Below are 18,651 nucleotides of genomic sequence, written 5' to 3'. Positions count from 1 at the left end.
CCGCGCCCCGGCCTCGGGAAAACCCCGCCGCTACCAGGCCAGCACGCCGCTGTCCAGGGGCGGCAGCGCGAGTTCCGTCTGCTCGGCGTAGCGGCGGGCCTCGTCCAGCGCCAGCCGCACCACCGCTTCGGCCAGGCCGGCAACCGGGTCCGGCCGCCAGCTGGCCACCAGGCGCAGATCCGGCAATGCGTCGGGCGAGGCGATGCGGCGGTAGCGGCCTTCGGCGATCCCGCCACTCACGGCGGCCAGGGGCAGGGCGGCGATGCCCAGTCCTGCTTCCACGCATTGCGTGGAAGCGGCGATCGACGAGACGAAATGGAAGCGGCCCGGCGGCACGCCGGCGCGATCCAGCACGTCGAGCAGTTGCAGGTGCGGCTGGGAATAACGCGGGAAGGTCACCAGCGGATACTGTGCCAGCTCGGCCGCGCCGGCCTGCGCCGACACCGGCAGGTGCGGCGCGCAGATCCAGCCCATGCGCAATCGTCCCATGTCGCGGTTGCGCACGTCCTCGGCCACCACCGGGTCCGTCTGCAGCGCGACGTCGACGTTGCCGTGCTTGAGCAGGTCCTGCAGACGGCGCGTGGATTCGGCGGTGAGCTCGATGTCGAGTTCGGGGTGCGTGGCATGCAGCCGGCGGATGAAGGACGGGAACCAGGTGTGGACGATGGATTCCACCACGCCGACCCGCACCGCGCCGCGCAGGGCGGCCGGGCCTTTCAGCGCCTGGCGCATGGACTGGTCGGTTTCCAGCATGCGCTGGGCGTAGTCCAGCAGCGTGCGGCCTGCCGGCGTGAGCCGGGTGTCGCGGCTGGCGCGTTCGAACAATTGCTGGCCGAGATCGGCTTCCAGCGCGGCGATGCGGCCCGAGATGGCAGCCTGGGTCAGGTTGAGCTTGCCTGCGGCGGCCTTGAAGCTGCGCAGCCGGGCGGCCCATACAAAGGTTTCCAGGAAGCGGATGTTCACGGCGTTTCCCCTGCGTGAGCCGGGCTAGGGGAAAGTCCCAGGAGCGCCCGGCACAAACTTTATCGGTTTTTTGTTGATGAAATATAGATAAATTATTAGTATTTCGTCCATAGAATTTTGCGAGCACCTCATGAGCACCGATCTCATCGCGTCTTCCGCCCACCTGGCCAGCGCCCGCGCACCGGACCTGTCCGAGGTCGAGTTCGGGCTGATGATCGCCAGCCATGCCTTCAACCGCTGGACCGTGCGCTGCATGGCCGCCGCCGGGCTGCCGGATCTCACCGCCACCGACATCATGGTGCTGCACCATGTTTACCACCGCCAGCGCCCCAAGAAACTGGCCGACATCTGCTTCACGCTCAATGTCGAAGACACGCACATCGTGAACTACGCGCTCAAGAAGCTCGAGCGCCAGGGCATCGTGCGCGGCGAGCGCGGCGGCAAGGAGGTGTTCTACAGCGTCACGCCGGAAGGCGCCAGCTATATCAAGCGCTATACCGAGATCCGCGAGCAGTGCCTGATCGGCGGCCTGGAGGGCGGCACGGCCGGCGGGCTGGAGTTCTCGCGCCAGCTGGCGCAGACGCTGCGCGCCCTGTCGGGGCTGTACGACCAGGCCGCGCGCGCGGCCACCTCGCTCTGAGTTCCTGCTTTCGAACGGCGCGCCGGCCTGGGCCCGGCTGCGCCTGCATGTTCCACGCCCGAGACCTGTTTCCGAGGAAGTTATGAAGTGGCAATTCTGGATTGACCGTGGGGGTACGTTCACCGACATCGTGGCGCGCCGTCCCGACGGCACGACGGCAACGGCCAAGATGCTGTCGGAGAACCCCGAGCAGTACCGCGATGCGGCCGTGGCGGGCATCCGCCGGCTGCTGGGCCTGGCGCCGGGCGTGCCGGTGCCGGCCGAGCAGGTCGAATGCGTGAAGATGGGCACCACCGTGGCCACCAATGCGCTGCTCGAGCGCAAGGGCGAGCGCACGCTGCTCGTGGCCACGCGCGGCTTCCGCGACGCGCTGCGCATTGCCTACCAGAACCGGCCGCGCCTGTTCGACCGCAACGTGGTGCTGCCCGAAATGCTGTACGAATCGGTGATCGAGGCCGACGAACGCCTGGATGCGGCGGGCCAGGTGGTGCGGCCGCTGGACGAGGCCGCGCTGCGCGCCGACCTGCAGCGCGCCTACGACCAGGGGCTGCGCGCCGTGGCCGTGGTGTTCATGCATGCCTGGCTGCAGCCCGCGCACGAGGTCCGCGCCGCCGAGCTGGCGCGCGAGATCGGCTATACCCAGGTTTCGGTGTCGCACGAGGTCAGCCCGCTGATCAAGTACGTGTCGCGCGGCGACACCACCGTGGTGGACGCCTACCTGTCGCCCATACTGAAGCGCTATGTCGACCAGGTGGCCGCCGAGCTGCCGGGCATACGCCTCATGTTCATGCAGTCCAGCGGGGGCCTCACCGACGCCCACCGCTTCCGCGGCAAGGACGCCATCCTGTCGGGCCCGGCAGGCGGCATCGTGGGCATGGTGCGCACCAGCGAACTTGCCGGTTTCGACCGCGTCATCGGCTTCGACATGGGCGGAACGTCCACCGACGTGTCGCACTACGCCGGCGAATTCGAGCGCGAATTCGAGACCCGCGTGGCCGGCGTGCGCATGCGCGCGCCCATGATGAGCATCCATACGGTGGCGGCCGGCGGCGGCTCGATCCTGCACTTCGACGGCGCGCGCCTGCGCGTGGGGCCGGACTCGGCCGGCGCCAATCCGGGCCCGGCCTGCTATCGCCGCGGCGGCCCGCTGGCCGTCACCGACTGCAACGTGCTGCTGGGCAAGATCCAGCCCGATTTCTTCCCGCGCGTGTTCGGCCCGCATGCCGACCAGCCGCTGGATCGGGAGGTGGTGCAACAGCGCTTCGCCGAGATGGCGCGCGAGGTGCGCGAGGCCACCGGCCGCGAGATGACGCCCGAGCAGCTGGCCGAGGGCTTCCTGGAGATCGCCGTGGGCAGCATGGCCGAGGCCATCAAGCGCATCTCGGTGCAGCGCGGGCACGACGTCACTGGCTATGCGCTCACCGTATTCGGCGGGGCGGGCGGCCAGCATGCCTGCCTGGTGGCAGACGCGCTGGGCATGGGCACCGTGTTCGCCCATCCGCTGGGCGGTGTGCTTTCCGCCTACGGCATGGGCCTGGCCGACCAGACCGACATGCGGCAGAAGACGGTGGAGAAAGTGCTGGAGCCGGCGCTCCTGGACGAACTCGTCGCCAGCCTGGACGAACTCGCGGGGCAGGCCGAGGGCGAGCTGCTGCGCCAGCACGTGCCTGCCGCGCAGATCAAGGTGCAGCGCCGCCTGCACATGAAATACCGCGGCACCGACACCGCGCTCGAGGTGCCGTTCGGCACGCTGGAGCAGGTGCGCGCCGATTTCGAGGCGGCCTATCGGCAGCGCTATTCCTTCCTGATGCCGGGCCGCGAACTGGTGGTGGAAACCATCTCGGTGGAGGCCACCGGCGGCGGCGAGCAGGCGGTCGAGGCGCCCGTGGCGCGCACGCGCAGCGGCCCGCTGGCGCCGCGCCGCACCGTGCAGATGTACAGCGGCGGCGCGTGGCGCGACACGCCCCTGTACGTGCGCGAAGACCTGGTCCCGGGCGACGTGATGGCCGGGCCGGCCATCATCTCCGAACCCAACCAGACCACCGTGGTGGAACCCGGCTGGCAGGCCGAAGTCACGTCGCTGGACCACCTCGTGCTCAAGCGCGTGGAGGCACGCCCGCAGCGCCGCGCCATTGGCACCGAGGCCGATCCGGTGATGCTGGAGGTGTTCAACAACCTGTTCATGTCCATCGCCGAGCAGATGGGCTACCGCCTGCAGAACACGGCCTATTCGGTCACCATCAAGGAGCGCCTGGACTTCTCCTGCGCGATCTTCGATGCCGAGGGCAACCTCATCGCCAACGCGCCGCACATGCCGGTGCACCTGGGCTCCATGAGCGAGTCCATCAAGACGGTGATGCGCGAGAACGCCGGCCGCATGAAGCCGGGCGACGCCTACGTGGTCAACGATCCGTACAACGGCGGCACGCACCTGCCCGACCTCACGGTGATCACGCCGGTATTCGACCGCGCGGGCCGCGAGATCCTCTTCTACGTCGGCTCGCGGGGCCATCATTCCGACATCGGCGGCACCACGCCGGGCTCCATGCCGCCGGACTCGCGCACGGTGGACGAGGAAGGGGTGCTCTTCACCAACTTCCAGCTGGTGCGCGACGGCGAGTTCCGCGACGCGGCGGTGCGCGAAGTGCTGGGGTCGGGCAAGTGGCCCGCGCGCAATCCCGACCAGAACATCGCCGACATGCAAGCCCAGATCGCCGCCAACGAGAAGGGCGTGCATGAGCTGCTGCGCATGTGCGACCAGTTCGGGCTGGACGTGGTGCGCGCCTACATGGGCCACGTGCAGGCCAATGCCGAGGAAGCGGTGCGCCGCGTGATCTCGGTGCTGAAGAACGGCACGTACGCGTATCCGCTGGACAACGGCGCGGTCATTCGCGTGGCCGTGCGCGTCGATCCCGTGTCGCGTTCGGCCGAGGTGGATTTCACCGGCACGTCGGCGCAGCTCGACAACAACTTCAACGCGCCCGGCTCGATCTCGGTGGCGGCGGTGCTGTACGTGTTCCGCACCCTGGTCGACGACGAGATTCCGATGAACGCGGGCTGCCTCAAGCCCATCCGCATCATCGTGCCGGAAGGCTCGATGCTGCGGCCGCGCCCGCCGGCCTCGGTGGTCGCCGGCAACGTCGAGACCTCGATGTGCGTGGTGAATGCGCTGTATGGCGCGCTGGGCGTGCTGGCTGCCAGCCAGGGCACCATGAACAACTTCACCTTCGGCAACGCCCGCTATCAATACTACGAGACCATCTCCGGCGGCACGGGCGCGGGGCCGGCGCGCATCGACGCCACCGGGCCCGACGACCCCGGCTTCCCGGGAACCTCGGTGGTGCAGGCGCACATGACCAACTCGCGCCTCACCGACCCAGAGGTGCTGGAGCTGCGTTTCCCGGTGCGGCTCGAGTCGTACGAGATCCGCCATGGTTCGGGCGGCGGCGGCCGCTACCGCGGCGGCGACGGCGGCGTGCGCCGCATCCGGTTCCTCGAAGACATGACGGCCGCCATCCTGTCGAACAACCGCCGCCATGCGCCATTCGGCCTGGCTGGCGGCGAGCCGGGCCGGATGGGCCGCAATTACGTCGAGCGTGCCGACGGGACCGTGGAGGAACTCGGGCCGCAGGACAGCACGCAGTTGAAGCCGGGCGACGTCTTCGTGGTGGAGACGCCGGGAGGCGGCGGCTACGGCCGGGCCTGAGGCGCCGCGCCTGCCGGGCGCCGCGGCGTCCGGCAAGCGTCAAGCGCGCAACCACGCGCTTTCCCGGGATGCGGCGCCGCGGCGCCAGGTCTGCCGCGCGCAGGCCTAGGTGCCAAAGAGGTTGCGCTGGATCTGCTCCAGGTGCGCCTGCAGCAGCGTGTGCGCGAGGGCCGCGTCGCGGTCCTGCAGCGCCCGCACGATGGCGCGATGCTGCACTTCGTACTGGGCGCGGCGTTGCGGCGTCAGCGAGTTTTGCTTGAGGCGGCCCCATTCGCCCTGTTCGCGCACGCGGTTGGCGAGCTCCAGGACCTGCAGGAAGAACGTATTGTGGGTGGCGGCGGCGAAGGCCTGGTGGAGCTCGCCGTCCCAGTGCTCGAATTCCTCGATGCTGCGCGCCGCCTCTGAACGCTCCAGGCAGGCCGTCATGCGGGCGAAGTCTGCCCGGGTGGCGTTGCGGGATATCAGCGCGGGCATCTGCGGCTCGATCAGCAACCGCGCCTGCATCAGTTCGGCCGGGCTGGTATGCAGCCCCGGGCTGGTCGCGGAGGCCGGCGCCAGCGCCCGTGCGCCGGCCGTGACGAAGGTGCCGCTGCCCACGGCCTGCACGATCAGGCCGCGTTCGCGCAGTTGGGCCAGCACGCGCCGCACCGAGCCGCGCGATGCCCCGAAGCGCTGGCTCAGGAGGCGCTCGGGCGGCAGCCGCATGCCCTCGCGCAGCTCTCCGCCTGCCATGGCCTCCATCAGGTAGCGTGCCAGCGCCTTGGCGCCCTCGGCACGCAGCGTGGTCTGCGTCATTGCCATGCCCCATTCCGGTATGGGGAGGCAGGATAGCGATAGGGTACCAATTGGTCAATCAACGGCGTTTACCGGTTGCCGGACCCGCGATAGGGTTCTAGAGTGTGGACACGGATTTTCACCCTCACGACTGCGGACGCCGCCCATGAAGCTTGCCCATATCCTGCTCGATGGCATCAAGATGCCGGCCCTGGTGGACAGCCACGGCATGCGTTGCTGGCCCCTGCCCACCCTGGCGCCGGAGTTCGGCGGAGACATGGTCCAATTGGTTCAGGAATACGAGGCCATCAAGGCGCGCCTGGTGCCGCACGGCGAGGGCCGGCCCCTTTCCGATGCCACTTTGCTGGCCCCCATCGACCAGCCCCGCCGGAACCTCTTCTGCGTGGGCAAGAACTACCACGAGCACGCCGCGGAGTTCAGCAAGTCGGGCTTCGACAGCAGCGCCCAGGCCGGCGAACACGCGCCCCAGGCCCCGGTGGTGTTCACCAAGCCCGCGAGCGCCATCATCGGCCCGGGCGACGGCATCCCCGTGCATCGCGGCGTGACGGCCCAGGTCGACTACGAGGCCGAGCTGGCGGTGGTCATCGGCAAGGGCGGACGCGGTATCCGTCGCGAGCACGCGTTCGAGCATGTGTTCGGCTACACCATCATCAACGATGTCACCGCCCGCGACCTGCAGAAAAACCACCGCCAGTGGTTCCTGGGCAAGTCGCTGGACGGCTTCTGCCCGATGGGGCCCTGGCTGGTCACTGCGGATGAAGTCGACGCGCGCAGCCTCGGCGTGAAGTGCTGGGTCAATGGCGAATTGCGGCAGGACGCCAATACGCGCGACCTGATCTTCGACATCCCCACGCTGATCGAGACGCTGTCGGCTGGCATCACGCTGCAGCCGGGCGATGTGATCGCCACCGGCACGCCGGCCGGCGTGGGCATAGGCTTCGACCCGCCGCGTTTCCTGCGGCCGGGAGACGTGGTGCGCATCGAGATCCAGGGGCTGGGAGTGCTGGAGAATCCCGTCGTGGCCTGACCCAGCCGCGCCTGCACGGTCGGCAGGCAGGCCGCAATGCCCCCATACCAATATCAGAGGAGGGCAGGAGACATGGTTATTCACGCAGGCAAGTGGCTGTGCGGCGCCGTGCTGGCGCTGGCGGCTGGCGGCGCGCACGCGCAGTATCCGCAGCGCCCCGTCACGATGATCGTGCCGTTCCCGCCAGGCGGCGTGGCCGATACCGTGGCCCGGCCGGTGGCCGACGCGCTGTCGCGCGAACTGGGACAGAGCGTGGTGATCGAGAACAAGGCCGGCGCCGGCGGTTCGGTGGGCATCGGCCAGGCGGCGCGCGCGGCGCCCGACGGCTACACCGTATTGATGAGCCTGTCGTCCATCTCGGTGCTGCCCGAGGCCGACAAGATCCTGGGCCGCAAGGCGGCCTTCCAGCTCGACGAGTTCGCGCCGATCGCGCGCATCACCGCGGACCCCACCGTGCTCATCGTGCGCGCCGACTCGCCATGGCGCAGCCTGGACGACTTCCTGGCCGAGGCGCGGCGCCGGCCGGGCGCGCTGAACTACGGCAGCTCCGGCATCTACGGTTCGATGCACGTGCCCATGGAAATGCTGGAGGCGGCTGCGGGCATCACGCTGACGCACGTGCCCTTCACCGGCGCGGGGCCGGCCGTGGCGGCGCTGCTGGGCGGGCAGGTCGACGCCATCGCCAGCGGCCCGTCGAGCGTGGTGCAGCACATCCAGGCCGGCAAACTCCGGGCGCTGGCGCACTGGGGCGATGCGCCGCTGGCGACATTGCCGCAGGTGCCCAGCCTGGGATCGCTGGGCTACGACGCGAAGTTCGTGCAATGGTCCGGGATCTTCGTGCCGGCGCGTACGCCGGCCGACGTGATCGAACGCCTGCGCGCCGCCGTGGGCAAGGCGGCACGCGATCCCAAGGTGCAGCAGGCCATCCTGGCCGCGGGCAGCCCGGTGCAGTACCTGGACGCGCCCGAGTTCACGGCCTACTGGAAAACCGACGCCCAGGCCATGGCGCAGGCGGTGCAGCGCATCGGCAAGGTCGAATAGGGCAGGGCAGCGCCGCAGCGGCTCAGCCCTTCACCCGCACGATCTTCTGCACCTGCGGCACGTGGCGGATGGCGCGGATGACCTGGGCGAGGTGCGTGCGGCTGTCGACCTGCACGGTGAGATGCAGCGATACGGTGGAGATGGCGTCGTCGTGCATGGTCACGTGCACGATGTTGGCGTCGGCCGCCGTGACTTCCGCCGCCAGCCGTCCGAGCACGCCGCGCTCGTTGCGCGTGACGATGTCGAGGCGCGTGGCGAGGTGCTTGGCCGTCTGCGTGTCCCAGGCCACCGGCACCCAGCGTTCCGGTTCGCGCGCCTGGGCGCGCTGGGCCACGGGGCAGTCGGTGGTATGCACCACCAGGCCCTGGCCCAGGCGCATGCCGGCGATGATGGTATCGCCGGGCAGCGGGCCGCAACACGGCGCAAGCTGCACCGCCTGGCCCTCGTTGCCCTGGATCAGGATGGGCGCCGCGCGCGCCGAGGTGATCTCGTCCACGGCGGCGGCGGTGGTGGCGACCAGGGAATTCTCGGGCTCGAAGCGGCGCGCCACCACGGCGGCCAGCCGCTTGCCCAAGCCGATGTCGGCCAGGATCTCGTCGCGCGAGCTGGCGCCGGTGCTGCGCGCCAGCTTGGCCCATTGCGGATCGTCGGCGGGCGGAAGCGGCAGGTGCAGTTCCTGCAGCGCCTGCTGCAGCAGCCGCTCGCCGAAGGCCACGGATTCTTCGTACTTGACGGTGCGCAGGTAGTGGCGGATCTCGGAACGCGCGCGTCCGGTGCGCACGTAGTTGAGCCACTGCGCATTGGGCCGCGAGGCCGGCGAGGTGACGATCTCCACGGTGTCGCCGCTGTTGAGCTCGGTACGCAGCGGGACGAACTCGTTGTTGATCTTGGCCGCCACCGCCTGGTTGCCGATGTCGGTGTGGATGGCGTAGGCGAAGTCCACCGGCGTGGCGCCGCGCGGCAGCGAGATGATCTTGCCGCGCGGGGTGAAGACGTAGACGGCGTCGGGGAACAGGTCGACCTTGACGTGTTCGAGGAATTCGCCCGAGTCGCCGGTCTGGCTCTGGATGTCGAGCAGGGACTGCAGCCACTGGTGAGTGCGCTTCTGCAGGTCGTTCAGGCTGACGTCCGATTCCTTGTAGAGCCAGTGCGACGCCACGCCTTCCTCGGCGATGTGGTGCATGTCGCGCGTGCGGAACTGGAACTCCACCGGCGTGCCGTAGGGGCCGACCAGCGTGGTGTGCAGGGACTGGTAGCCGTTGAGCTTGGGGATGGCGATGTAGTCCTTGAACTTGCCGGGCACGGGCCGGTAGAGCTGGTGCAGCGTGCCCAGCGCCAGATAGCATTCCGGCAGCGTGTGCACGATGACGCGAAAGCCGTAGATGTCGAGCACTTCGGAGAAGGACTTCTTCTGCTCCACCATCTTGCGGTAGATGCCGTAGAGCGTTTTCTCGCGGCCCGTGACTTCGGCTTCTATGCCGGCGGCGGGCAGCGCGGCGCGCACCGCATCCTCGATCTTGCCGATGACTTCGCGCCGGTTGCCGCGCGCGGCCAGCACCGCCTTGTAGAGCACCTGGTAGCGGTTGGGGTACATGGCGGCGAAGCAGAGGTCCTGGAGCTCGCGGAACAGCAGGTTCAGGCCCAACCGGTGCGCGATGGGCGCGTAGATCTCCAGGGTTTCGCGGGCGATGCGGCGCCGCTTCTCGGGGCTGACCGCGTCGAGCGTGCGCATGTTGTGCAGGCGGTCGGCCAGCTTGATGAGGATGACGCGCACGTCGCGCGCCATGGCCAGCAGCATCTTGCGGAAGCTCTCGGCCTGCTGCTCGGCCTTGGTGGCGAAGTCGAGCCGGTCGAGCTTGGACAGGCCGTCGACCAGCTCGGCGACTTCCGGGCCGAAGCGGTCGGCCAGCTCGTGCTTGGCCACCCCCTGGTCCTCGATGACATCGTGCAGCAGGGCGGCCGACAGCGCGTTGGCGTCGAGCTTCCAGCCGGCGCAGATTTCCGTGACGGCGATGGGGTGGGAGATGTAGGGCGCGCCGCTGGCGCGGAACTGGCCGAGATGGGCCTGGTCGGCGAAGCGATAGGCCTCACGTACCCGCTCGACGTCTTTCTGGTCGAGGTAGGTGGCGATGATCTCGGTGAGGGGGGCCAGCGAGGCGACGGGAGAGGCTGCCGGCGGCTCGGCGGGCGCCGGGATCGCGGCCGGGCCGCGGCCTTTGCGCCGGCCCAGCCGCGAACCTGCGCGTAGGGCAGCCAGCAGGCCGGACGATGCGTACTTCAGCCCGGGAAATGCCATGCTGCCGCCTCCCAGGCACCGATCAGGTCGGGACTTTGCGCAGCATTTCCAGGCCGGTCTGGCCGGCGGCGATTTCCCGGAGGGCGGTGACCGTGGGCTTGTCTTTGGTATCGAGGCGCGGGGCATGGCCCTGCGCCAGCTCGCGGGCGCGGTAGGTGGCGGCCAGCGTGAGCTTGAAGCGATTGGGAATCCTGTTCAGACAATCTTCGACGGTGATACGGGCCATGGGGCAATAACCTGGATGCTGACGATTGAGGGGGGAACCGGCGGCAGGCGGCTAGTGCGCCGCCGGAATGCCCAGTTGCGCAAACAATTGGGCATGACGGACCGCCTGGGACGAAAAACGCAGCCGTGCTGCGCTGACGATTTGGGTCAGCTCTGACAAGGCCACGCTAAATTCTTGATTAATAATAACATATTCGCACTCGGGCGCATGGGCGATCTCGCCCCCGGCAGCCAGCAGCCGGCGCGTGATCACGGCGTCGTCGTCCTGGCCGCGGTTGCGCAGCCGGTGGGCCAGCTCTTCGATGGAGGGCGGAAGGATGAACACGCCGATGGCGTCGGGGTAGCGCTGCTTCACCTGCCGGGCGCCCTGCCAGTCGATCTCCAGCAGCACGTCCTGGCCGGCACGGGTGGCCGCATCGATGCGGTCGCGCGGCGTGCCGTAGAAATTGCCGTGCACCTCGGCCCATTCGAGCAGGGCCTGTTCGTCGCGCATCTGCCGGAACGCCTCGGGCGAGACGAAGCGGTATTCGCGGCCATCGACCTCGCCGGGACGGGGCGGGCGGGTGGTGCAGGAAATCGACAGGACGATGGAGGGGTCGTGGTCGAGCAGCGCGCGCACCAGGCTGGACTTGCCGGCGCCGCTGGGGGCCACCACCATGAAGACGTTGCCGGAATGGTCGGAAGACATAAAACGGAAACACGACGGGAGAGAGGCGAAGCATAGCAAATCGGCCGGCCGGCAAGGGCCGGCAGTCACGGCCGCTTGCAATGGCAGGCCGGGATTGGAGTAGCATGCCGCGTACCCCGCACGACGACACGAGGAGGATGCAATGCAGACCAACGACAAGCCCGCCAAGGTTGCGCTGGTGACCGGAGCCGGCAGCGGCATAGGCCGGGCCGTGGCCCTGGAACTGCTGGCCCAGGGATACCGGGTGGTGCTGGCCGGACGCCGGCGCGACATGCTCGAGCAGACCCGGGTCGCGGCCGGCGACGACAGCGCCCGCGCCCTGGTGGTGCCCACCGACGTCTGCAACGAGAACTCGGTGCGCGAGCTCTTCGACGAGACGCAGCGTGCCTACGGCCGCCTGGACGTGTTGTTCAACAACGCGGGGCGGGGTGCGCCTGCCGTCCCCATCGAGGATCTGCCCGTCGAGACCTGGCGCGAAGTCGTGGACGTGAATCTCACCGGCATGTTCCTGTGCGCCCAGGCCGCGATCCGCGTGATGAAGGCACAGACGCCGCAGGGCGGGCGCATCATCAACAACGGCTCCATCTCCGCCCATGCGCCGCGGCCGTACTCGATCGCCTACACGGCCACCAAGCATGCGGTCACGGGCCTGACCAAGTCGATCTCCCTGGATTGCCGCAAGGACAACATCGCCTGCGGCCAGATCGACATCGGCAATGCGGCCACCGAGATGACTGAACGCATGGCTGCGGGCATCCTGCAGGCCGACGGCAGCGTGCGGGTGGAACCGCGCATGGACGTGGCGCACGTGGCCGCCGCGGTGGCGCACATGGCCGCGCTGCCGCTCGATGCCAATGTGCAGTTCATGACCATCATGGCCACGGCCATGCCGTTCGTCGGGCGCGGCTGATCCGGTCCGGGCCGGGGCCGCGGCTCGTCCCGGCCGCGGGTGTCATGGCCGTGCAATGGGGTGGTGCGCTAATACCGGCGCCGGCAGGCAGGCTCAGCCTGCCTGCCCGATCAACCACCTCACACGCACACCCAGGCCATGGACCGCAGACAATTTCTCAAATGGGGCAGCTTTCTCACCGTATCGACCGCCACGGCGGGCCTGGCCGGATGCCATGGCGACGATGACGACGCCGATGGCGGCAACGGCGATGGCGGCAACGGCGGCGGGGATTCCACCCGCTACGCCTTCCCGCAGGGCGTGGCCTCGGGCGATCCGCGCCCGGACAGCGTGATCCTCTGGACCCGCGTGGAAGGCGCCGCCGCCTCGTCGGTGGGCGTCACCGTGCAGCTGGCCGAGGACGAGGCGTTCACCCGGCTGCTGGTCGATGCTTCCGTGACGGCCGAGGCCGACTGGGACTACACCGTGCGGCACAAGGTCGAAGGCCTGGCGGCCGGCACCACGTACTACTACCGCTTCCTGGCGGGCGCCAGCACGAGCCCCGCGGGCCGCACCCGCACCGCGCCGGATCGCAACGCCTCGCCCGCGGAGCTGAAGTTTGCCTTCATTTCCTGTCAGGACTGGAGCGTGAACCATTGGGCAGCGTTCGAGGACCTGGCGGCGCTGGACTTCGATTTCATCGTGCATCTGGGCGACTATGTGTACGAGACCGTGGATGCGGATTTCCAGAGCGGCGCGGCCGAGGCGGCCCACACCGCCCTGTCGCTGCCCGACGGCACGCCGCGCAGCGACGGCGCCCGCTATGCGACGACGCTGGCCGACTACCGGGCCCTGTACAAGCAGTACCGTTCCGACCCGCGCCTGCAGGCCCTGCATGCGCGCTTTCCCATGATCGCCATCTGGGACGACCACGAATTCTCGGACGACTGCTGGCAGGAGCGGCAGACCTACGACCCGGCCGACGACGGCGCGTCGCAGCTCGCGCGCCGGCGCGGGGCAAGCCAGGCGTGGTTCGAGTTCATGCCCGCCGACGTGAGCCTGGACCTGGAAAATCCCTCGTTCCAGAACATCCAGCTGTATCGGGCTTTCCAGTTCGGCGACCTGGCCAGCCTGGTGATGACCGACGAGCGCCTCTACCGGGCCGACCATGTGATCCCGGAGAGCGCGGCGGACAGCGACATCGGCAGCCGCTATTTCGTGCCGGCGGCCATGCTGGCGCAGACCGAAGCCGCGAAAATGGCCGCCGCGGGCGGCGCGCTGACGCCGGTCTCCATGCTGGGCGACGCGCAGCGCGAATGGTGGAAGACCCAGATGCGCGAGAGCGTGGCAACCTGGAAGCTGTGGGGCAACGAGGTGTCGCTGCTGCGCATGCAGTTCGACGGCACGCAGGCCGTGGCCGGGCTGCTGGCCCGGGGCCTGGAGGCCAGCCTGGGTTCGCCGCCGGCGCTCACCCCGGCCATGAGCGCAGCCCTGGCGCTGGACCTCGCGGCCGCGGATCACAGCAGCGGCGTGCCGGTGACGGCGTATCCGAACCTGGCGGCGCTGCTCGAGGCGCAGGCGGGCATTCCGGCGGCCGTGTTCGCCGCCAACATCAAGCCCGCGCTGGATGCGCAGCTGCCGCCTTCGCTGCTCCTCGGCCGCTATGTGCTGAACGCCGACCAGTGGGACGGCTACGATGCCGAACGCAAGCACATGCTGGGGTTCCTGCGCGACGAGGGCATCGCCAACGTGGTGGCGCTCACGGGCGACATACACGCTTTCTTCGCCGGCCCGGTGATGGCCGACTACGATGCCGCCACGCCGCAGCCGGTGATGGTGGACCTGGTGACGGCCGGCGTGTCGAGCAATTCGTTCTTCAGCTATTTCAAGAGCGTCGTGGACACCGACCCGGCGTTCGGCCAGGCCCGCCCGCTGATCTATACCGAGAGCGGCGGCGTGGTCACCAACACGTTCAACGATACGCTGCGGCAGTTCAACGGCGACTGGCTGAAGTACATCGACACCGATGCGCAGGGCTACGCCGTGGTCACCGTGACGCGCGACGCGCTGGTGTGCACGTTCAACAAGCTCAAGCCCCTGCAGGGCGACGCCGCCCCGGCCCTGCCGGCGGCAGCCAGCCAGGTGCAGCTGCGCATCGATGCCGGTACGCCGGCGGTGACGGTCGTGTCCTGAGCCGGCGCAGGCGCGCAGCCTGCCGGGCCGCGCGGCCCGGCGGCGCGCGCACTGCGTCAGTCGGCGGCCCGGGCCACCAGGCGGCCGGCCGGGCCAGGCTCGAGGTAGCGGCGCGCGCCGGCGTAGTGGCGCGACCAGTAGGTGTTGTCGAGGCGGTCGACGCGCACCTTGGCGCCCCGGGTGGGCGCATGCACGAACTGACCCTGCCCGATATAGATTCCGACGTGGGATACGCCGCCCCGGCGGCCACGGGTGCGGAAGAAGACCAGGTCGCCGGGTTCGAGCTGCTTGCGTTCGACGGCCTTGCCGCTGCTGCGCTGCGCACGCGCCGTGCGCGGCAGGGTCACGCCGGCGATCTGGCGGTAGACGAACAGGACGAGCCCGCTGCAATCGAAACCGTCGTCGGGGTCGTCGCCGCCCCAGACGTAGGGGGTGCCGACGGCGTCCAGGCCGGCGCGCACCACCATGTCGCGCAGGGTGGGCACGGTGGGTTCCCCGGCCAGCCGCAGTCCATGCAGGTCCGGACGGGCCTGCGGCGACGGGGTGGCATGGGCGGGGGAGGACAGCATGCCGGCCGCGACGGCGCAGGCGGCCAGCAGGGGAAGACAAAAGCGGGGTGCAGTGATTCGTTTTTTTCGCGTAGGCGGGGTCATGGGCAACAAAGACGGTACAGACGGGGAGATGACGACAGATATGGCGAAAGCCGGCGAAAAAGAGCGAAAGTTCGGCAAGCAGCCGGTAACTTCTGGAAAAGAAGCCCGATCTGGCGCTTTATTATAGTAGAACAATATTTCAGGGCGATTCCGGTGCCCGGGCGCGGCCGCTGGGGCATAATCGAGACAGCACGCCGCGGCCGGCAGTTCCCGGTGGCGGCGGTTCTGCGGGAGCGCCATCGATGAGCAATGCAGTGCCCGGCCTGTCGGCCGTCGACCGGCCAGAGCCGGTGCCTTTCCAGCCATTCCGCGACGCGGCCGCCGCCGTCGACCGGCTGGTGGAAATCTATCTGCGCAACACCGCCTTCCTGCGCCAGGCCTTCCAGGACGTGGTGGCGGGGCGCACGCCAGGAGGCCGCCCGCGCGCCTGCTACCCGGCGGTGCGCATTGCCGTGGCCACCCACGACCTGATCGACTCGCGCCTCTCGTACGGGCATGTGGCCGAACCGGGGCTCTACCAGACCACCATCACGCAGCCGCTGCTGTTCCGCGAATACCTGTGCGAGCAGATCCGGCTGCTGGTCCACAACCATGACCGGCCCGTGGAAGTGGGCGAGTCCGATACGCCGATTCCGCTGCACTTCGCCTTTCCCGAGGGCAGCTACGTGGAAGGCGAGCACATCGAGAACGTAAAGCGCCCGCTGCGCGACCTCTTCGACGTGCCAGACCTGGCGCTCACCGACGATGCCATCGTGAACGGCACCTGGCGCGGCAGTGCGGACGAACCGAGGCCGCTCGCGCCGTTCACGGCCACGCGGATCGATTATTCGCTGCATCGCCTGCAGCACTACACCGCCACCGCCCCGGTCCACTTCCAGAACTTCGTGCTGTTCACGAATTACCAGTTCTACGTGGACGAATTCTGCGCCCGGGCGAGGGCGCTGATGGCTGCGGGAGACACCGAGTACGAGGCTCTGGTCGAGCCCGGCAACCGCATCACGCGCCGCGGCGAGCAGGAGCCGCCTCCCGGCCTGCCGATACGCCTGCCGCAGATGCCGGCCTATCATCTGGTGCGGCCGAATCATTCCGGGATCACGCTGGTCAATATCGGCGTGGGGCCGCCCAACGCCAAGACCATCACCGATCACATCGCCGTGCTGCGTCCCCATGCCTGGCTGATGCTGGGCCACTGCGCGGGGCTGCGCGATTCCCAGCGGCTGGGCGACTACGTGCTGGCCCATGGCTACGTGCGCGACGACCACGTGCTCGACGCCGACCTGCCCACCTGGGTGCCGGTGCCGCCGCTGGCGGAAGTGCAGGTGGCGCTGGAGCAGGCAGTGGAGGAAGTGGCGGGATTGTCGGGGTGGGAGCTCAAGCGCATCATGCGCACCGGCACGGTGGCCACCATAGACAACCGCAACTGGGAGCTGCGCGACCAGGAAGAACTGGTGCGGCGTTTCGCGCAGTCGCGGGCCATTGCGCTGGACATGGAATCGGGCACGATCGCGGCCAACGGCTTCCGGTTCCGCGTGCCCTACGGCACGTTGCTGTGCGTGTCCGACAAGCCGCTGCATGGGGAACTGAAGCTGCCCGGCATGGCGAGCGCGTTCTACCGGAGGCAGGTGAACCAGCATCTGGAAATCGGCATCCGGGCGCTCGAGCGCCTGCGCGAGATGCCGCCTGAACGGCTGCATTCGCGCAAGCTGCGCACGTTCATGGAAACCGCCTTTCAGTAGGATATTGATAGCATTAAAGTAGTGTATTTGTGCTGAATTCTACTTTAATGCTATTTTTATTCGCGTGATTATGGCGCTATAGTAGTGATTGATAAAATTGCATTACTTCAATGCCATGGCTACCCATCGTGAAATCGCTGAACTGCTGCGCCGGCGCATGGCCGGGCAAAAGCTAACGCAGGCCGAACTGCGCGAGGCCGCCGGCATTTCGCAGCGCACGCTCACCAATGTGCTGGGCGGCACGCACGACTTCAAGCTCAGCACGCTGCTCGCGCTGGCCGACCGCCTCGGGCTGGAGCTGGTGCTGGTTCCCAAGGGCGCCCGGGCTTCGCTGGAGCCGGCAGGCTCCGACGCGCCGCCCGCACGCATCCCCACCCGGGTGGATCGCGCCTTGCAGCGCGTGCGCGGGAGCGGGCGATGAACGTCAAGGCGCTCGCCATCCATATCGGCGAAGTGCGGGCCGGCGTCCTGTTCCAATACGCCATGCCGGGGGCGGAGGTGGTGACGCGCTTCGTGGCCGACGCGGCCTATGCGCGCGATGCTGGCGCGCCCGTGCTGTCGGCCTCCTTCCTGGCGGACACGCCCGAGGAGCAGCGCGCATTCTGGGCCGACGTGCGGGCCCAGCCGCTCAATGGACGCCATTCCCCCCAGAACGGCTGGCTGCTGCCGGCATTCTTCCAGAACCTGCTGCCGGAAGGCGTATTCCGCGACCACGTGGCCCGCGTGCGCGGCTGCGATCCCCGCGACCACTTCGAGATGCTGGCGGCCTGCGGCGCAGACCTGCCCGGCAATGTGCATGCGCGGCCGGTGGCGCTCTCGCGCGACGAACTCGCAAACTACGTCACCCAGAACCAGGACGCCCTGGAGATGACCGTGACCGCCGATCCCATGGAGGACGGCGTCTCGCTGTCGGGCGTGCAGCCCAAGGTGGGCGTGGTGCACGAGCGCGGCCGCTATGTGGGCCGCACCAAGGATCGGGACACGCACATCATCGCCAAGCTGCCGGTGGTGGGCCAGCCGCTGCTGCCCGAACTCGAGGCGCTGTCGCTGGGCCTGGCGCGGGCCGCCGGCGTGACGGTGTGCGAAGCGCGCCTGGAGCCCTTGCGCAAGCTGGAGGTCGAGCACGGCTACGACCTGGGCGACGCGGGGCAGGATACGCATTTCCTGGCGGTGGTGCGCTACGACCGGCAGCCGGGGGGACGCGTGCATTGCGAGGATTTCGCCCAGATCCTGGGCGCGATGCCGGAAGAGAAATACGTCGCGGCATCGTACCTGGACGTGGCCGCGGCGATGCTGGCTTTCCCGGGGCTGGGCGAATCGGCCGTGCATGAGCTGCTGCGGCGCATGGCGGTGAACGAGATGCTCGGCAATCCCGACATGCACCTGAAGAACCTGGGCGTGCTGTATCCGGACGGGCGCAATCCGCAGCTGGCGCCCGCCTATGACGTCGTGGGCTACGCGGCCTACCAGCCATGCCGCGGCCATGCGCTGCACATCCTGCCGCCCGAGCTGGCCCCGCGCCGGCCCGCCGCCGCGGCCGGCGGACGCGCCCAGGCCAAGCCGCAGCTGGCGCCGGCCATGCTGCGGGCGTTCTGCGGGCACCTGGGCATCCCCGAGAAACCGGCCGCCAGGGCCGTCGAAAGCTGCGTCAGGGCGGCGTGCGAACGCTGGCCCGCGATGATCTCCGGGGCCACGCTCACCGAGCGTCAGCGCGGCAAGCTGCTGGCCCATTTCGAGGCGCATCCCCTGGTTGCCTCGCTGGGCCGGCGCCAGGCGCGCGCTGCCCGGCCATGACGCGC

Annotated in this window: 16 protein-coding genes; 10 read left to right on the top strand and 6 right to left on the bottom strand. The window is 69.0% G+C overall.

Going from position 1 to position 18,651, the window contains the following annotated elements:
- Positions 1–30: 30 nt before the first annotated feature.
- Positions 31–963: a LysR family transcriptional regulator gene (locus ACYBYQ_RS10760; RefSeq protein ID WP_459614161.1), complete on the bottom strand. Its 933-nt coding sequence runs from the start codon at positions 961–963 to the stop codon at positions 31–33.
- 130 nt (positions 964–1,093) lie between these two features.
- Between ACYBYQ_RS10760 and ACYBYQ_RS10755 the strand changes: the two genes are divergently transcribed.
- The gene (locus tag ACYBYQ_RS10755) at positions 1,094–1,603 is read left to right on the top strand and encodes a winged helix DNA-binding protein (RefSeq protein WP_459614159.1); all 510 of its coding nucleotides are present in this window, start codon (positions 1,094–1,096) and stop codon (positions 1,601–1,603) included.
- Positions 1,604–1,685: 82 nt separating this feature from the next.
- Entirely contained in the window at positions 1,686–5,309 is a 3,624-nt protein-coding gene (locus tag ACYBYQ_RS10750; RefSeq protein ID WP_459614157.1) for a hydantoinase B/oxoprolinase family protein, read from the top strand.
- A 105-nt stretch (positions 5,310–5,414) separates the two neighbouring features.
- Here ACYBYQ_RS10750 and ACYBYQ_RS10745 read toward each other — a convergent pair whose 3' ends face one another.
- Positions 5,415–6,110 carry a FadR/GntR family transcriptional regulator gene (locus ACYBYQ_RS10745; RefSeq protein ID WP_459614155.1) on the bottom strand — a complete coding sequence of 232 codons (696 nt, stop codon included), beginning with the start codon at positions 6,108–6,110 and terminating at the stop codon, positions 5,415–5,417.
- 139 nt (positions 6,111–6,249) lie between these two features.
- Between ACYBYQ_RS10745 and ACYBYQ_RS10740 the strand changes: the two genes are divergently transcribed.
- Entirely contained in the window at positions 6,250–7,131 is an 882-nt protein-coding gene (locus ACYBYQ_RS10740) for a fumarylacetoacetate hydrolase family protein (RefSeq protein WP_459614153.1), read from the top strand.
- A 72-nt stretch (positions 7,132–7,203) separates the two neighbouring features.
- Positions 7,204–8,172, top strand: coding sequence for a tripartite tricarboxylate transporter substrate binding protein (locus tag ACYBYQ_RS10735; protein WP_459614152.1), 969 nt, complete (start codon positions 7,204–7,206; stop codon positions 8,170–8,172).
- A gap of 22 nt (positions 8,173–8,194) precedes the next feature.
- Here the strand turns inward: ACYBYQ_RS10735 and ACYBYQ_RS10730 are convergent, their stop codons facing one another.
- Genes ACYBYQ_RS10730 through gmk form a run of 3 tightly spaced genes read right to left on the bottom strand, consistent with a single transcriptional unit; the run spans position 8,195 to position 11,381 of the window.
- Positions 8,195–10,468, bottom strand: coding sequence for a RelA/SpoT family protein (locus ACYBYQ_RS10730; protein WP_459614150.1), 2,274 nt, complete (start codon positions 10,466–10,468; stop codon positions 8,195–8,197).
- 22 nt (positions 10,469–10,490) lie between these two features.
- Positions 10,491–10,694, bottom strand: a complete 204-nt coding sequence (gene rpoZ, locus ACYBYQ_RS10725; protein ID WP_459614148.1) for a DNA-directed RNA polymerase subunit omega — start codon at positions 10,692–10,694, stop codon at positions 10,491–10,493.
- A 51-nt stretch (positions 10,695–10,745) separates the two neighbouring features.
- Positions 10,746–11,381, bottom strand: coding sequence for a guanylate kinase (gene gmk / locus ACYBYQ_RS10720; protein WP_459614146.1), 636 nt, complete (start codon positions 11,379–11,381; stop codon positions 10,746–10,748).
- A gap of 142 nt (positions 11,382–11,523) precedes the next feature.
- Between gmk and ACYBYQ_RS10715 the strand changes: the two genes are divergently transcribed.
- Positions 11,524–12,291, top strand: coding sequence for an SDR family oxidoreductase (locus tag ACYBYQ_RS10715; protein ID WP_459614144.1), 768 nt, complete (start codon positions 11,524–11,526; stop codon positions 12,289–12,291).
- A 138-nt stretch (positions 12,292–12,429) separates the two neighbouring features.
- Positions 12,430–14,463 carry an alkaline phosphatase D family protein gene (locus tag ACYBYQ_RS10710; RefSeq protein WP_459614143.1) on the top strand — a complete coding sequence of 678 codons (2,034 nt, stop codon included), beginning with the start codon at positions 12,430–12,432 and terminating at the stop codon, positions 14,461–14,463.
- 56 nt (positions 14,464–14,519) lie between these two features.
- Here ACYBYQ_RS10710 and ACYBYQ_RS10705 read toward each other — a convergent pair whose 3' ends face one another.
- Complete coding sequence (locus ACYBYQ_RS10705; protein ID WP_459614142.1) at positions 14,520–15,116, bottom strand: C40 family peptidase; 597 nt, start codon at positions 15,114–15,116, stop codon at positions 14,520–14,522.
- Here ACYBYQ_RS10705 and ACYBYQ_RS10700 point away from each other — a divergent pair.
- The 4 genes from ACYBYQ_RS10700 (at position 15,115) to ACYBYQ_RS10685 (ending at position 18,646) form a co-directional block, all read left to right on the top strand.
- Positions 15,115–15,243 (top strand): hypothetical protein, encoded by a 129-nt coding sequence (locus ACYBYQ_RS10700; RefSeq protein ID WP_459614140.1) that lies wholly within the window; start codon positions 15,115–15,117, stop codon positions 15,241–15,243. The genes ACYBYQ_RS10705 and ACYBYQ_RS10700 overlap by 2 nt on opposite strands.
- A 115-nt stretch (positions 15,244–15,358) precedes the next feature.
- Positions 15,359–16,852 carry an AMP nucleosidase gene (locus ACYBYQ_RS10695; protein WP_459614138.1) on the top strand — a complete coding sequence of 498 codons (1,494 nt, stop codon included), beginning with the start codon at positions 15,359–15,361 and terminating at the stop codon, positions 16,850–16,852.
- Positions 16,853–16,967: 115 nt separating this feature from the next.
- Complete coding sequence (locus ACYBYQ_RS10690) at positions 16,968–17,273, top strand: helix-turn-helix domain-containing protein (RefSeq protein WP_459614136.1); 306 nt, start codon at positions 16,968–16,970, stop codon at positions 17,271–17,273.
- Entirely contained in the window at positions 17,270–18,646 is a 1,377-nt protein-coding gene (locus ACYBYQ_RS10685) for a type II toxin-antitoxin system HipA family toxin (RefSeq protein WP_459614134.1), read from the top strand. Before ACYBYQ_RS10690 ends, ACYBYQ_RS10685 begins: the two co-directional genes overlap by 4 nt.
- Positions 18,647–18,651: the final 5 nt, after the last annotated feature.

Source organism: Bordetella sp. 2513F2, from assembly GCF_054642735.1.
This window is presented reverse-complemented; position numbering and strand designations above follow the sequence as displayed.

Excerpts from the sequence above, each read along its gene's own strand:
- ACYBYQ_RS10740 (WP_459614153.1), top strand. The coding sequence starts at position 6,250 with ATGAAGCTTGCCCATATCCTGCTCGATGGCATCAAGATGCCGGCCCTG.
- gmk (WP_459614146.1), bottom strand. The coding sequence starts at position 11,381 with ATGTCTTCCGACCATTCCGGCAACGTCTTCATGGTGGTGGCCCCCAGC.
- ACYBYQ_RS10750 (WP_459614157.1), top strand. The coding sequence starts at position 1,686 with ATGAAGTGGCAATTCTGGATTGACCGTGGGGGTACGTTCACCGACATC.
- ACYBYQ_RS10755 (WP_459614159.1), top strand. The coding sequence starts at position 1,094 with ATGAGCACCGATCTCATCGCGTCTTCCGCCCACCTGGCCAGCGCCCGC.
- rpoZ (WP_459614148.1), bottom strand. The coding sequence starts at position 10,694 with ATGGCCCGTATCACCGTCGAAGATTGTCTGAACAGGATTCCCAATCGC.
- ACYBYQ_RS10685 (WP_459614134.1), top strand. The coding sequence starts at position 17,270 with ATGAACGTCAAGGCGCTCGCCATCCATATCGGCGAAGTGCGGGCCGGC.
- ACYBYQ_RS10705 (WP_459614142.1), bottom strand. The coding sequence starts at position 15,116 with ATGACCCCGCCTACGCGAAAAAAACGAATCACTGCACCCCGCTTTTGT.
- ACYBYQ_RS10700 (WP_459614140.1), top strand. The coding sequence starts at position 15,115 with ATGGGCAACAAAGACGGTACAGACGGGGAGATGACGACAGATATGGCG.
- ACYBYQ_RS10735 (WP_459614152.1), top strand. The coding sequence starts at position 7,204 with ATGGTTATTCACGCAGGCAAGTGGCTGTGCGGCGCCGTGCTGGCGCTG.
- ACYBYQ_RS10690 (WP_459614136.1), top strand. The coding sequence starts at position 16,968 with ATGGCTACCCATCGTGAAATCGCTGAACTGCTGCGCCGGCGCATGGCC.
- ACYBYQ_RS10730 (WP_459614150.1), bottom strand. The coding sequence starts at position 10,468 with ATGGCATTTCCCGGGCTGAAGTACGCATCGTCCGGCCTGCTGGCTGCC.
- ACYBYQ_RS10715 (WP_459614144.1), top strand. The coding sequence starts at position 11,524 with ATGCAGACCAACGACAAGCCCGCCAAGGTTGCGCTGGTGACCGGAGCC.
- ACYBYQ_RS10695 (WP_459614138.1), top strand. The coding sequence starts at position 15,359 with ATGAGCAATGCAGTGCCCGGCCTGTCGGCCGTCGACCGGCCAGAGCCG.
- ACYBYQ_RS10745 (WP_459614155.1), bottom strand. The coding sequence starts at position 6,110 with ATGGCAATGACGCAGACCACGCTGCGTGCCGAGGGCGCCAAGGCGCTG.
- ACYBYQ_RS10710 (WP_459614143.1), top strand. The coding sequence starts at position 12,430 with ATGGACCGCAGACAATTTCTCAAATGGGGCAGCTTTCTCACCGTATCG.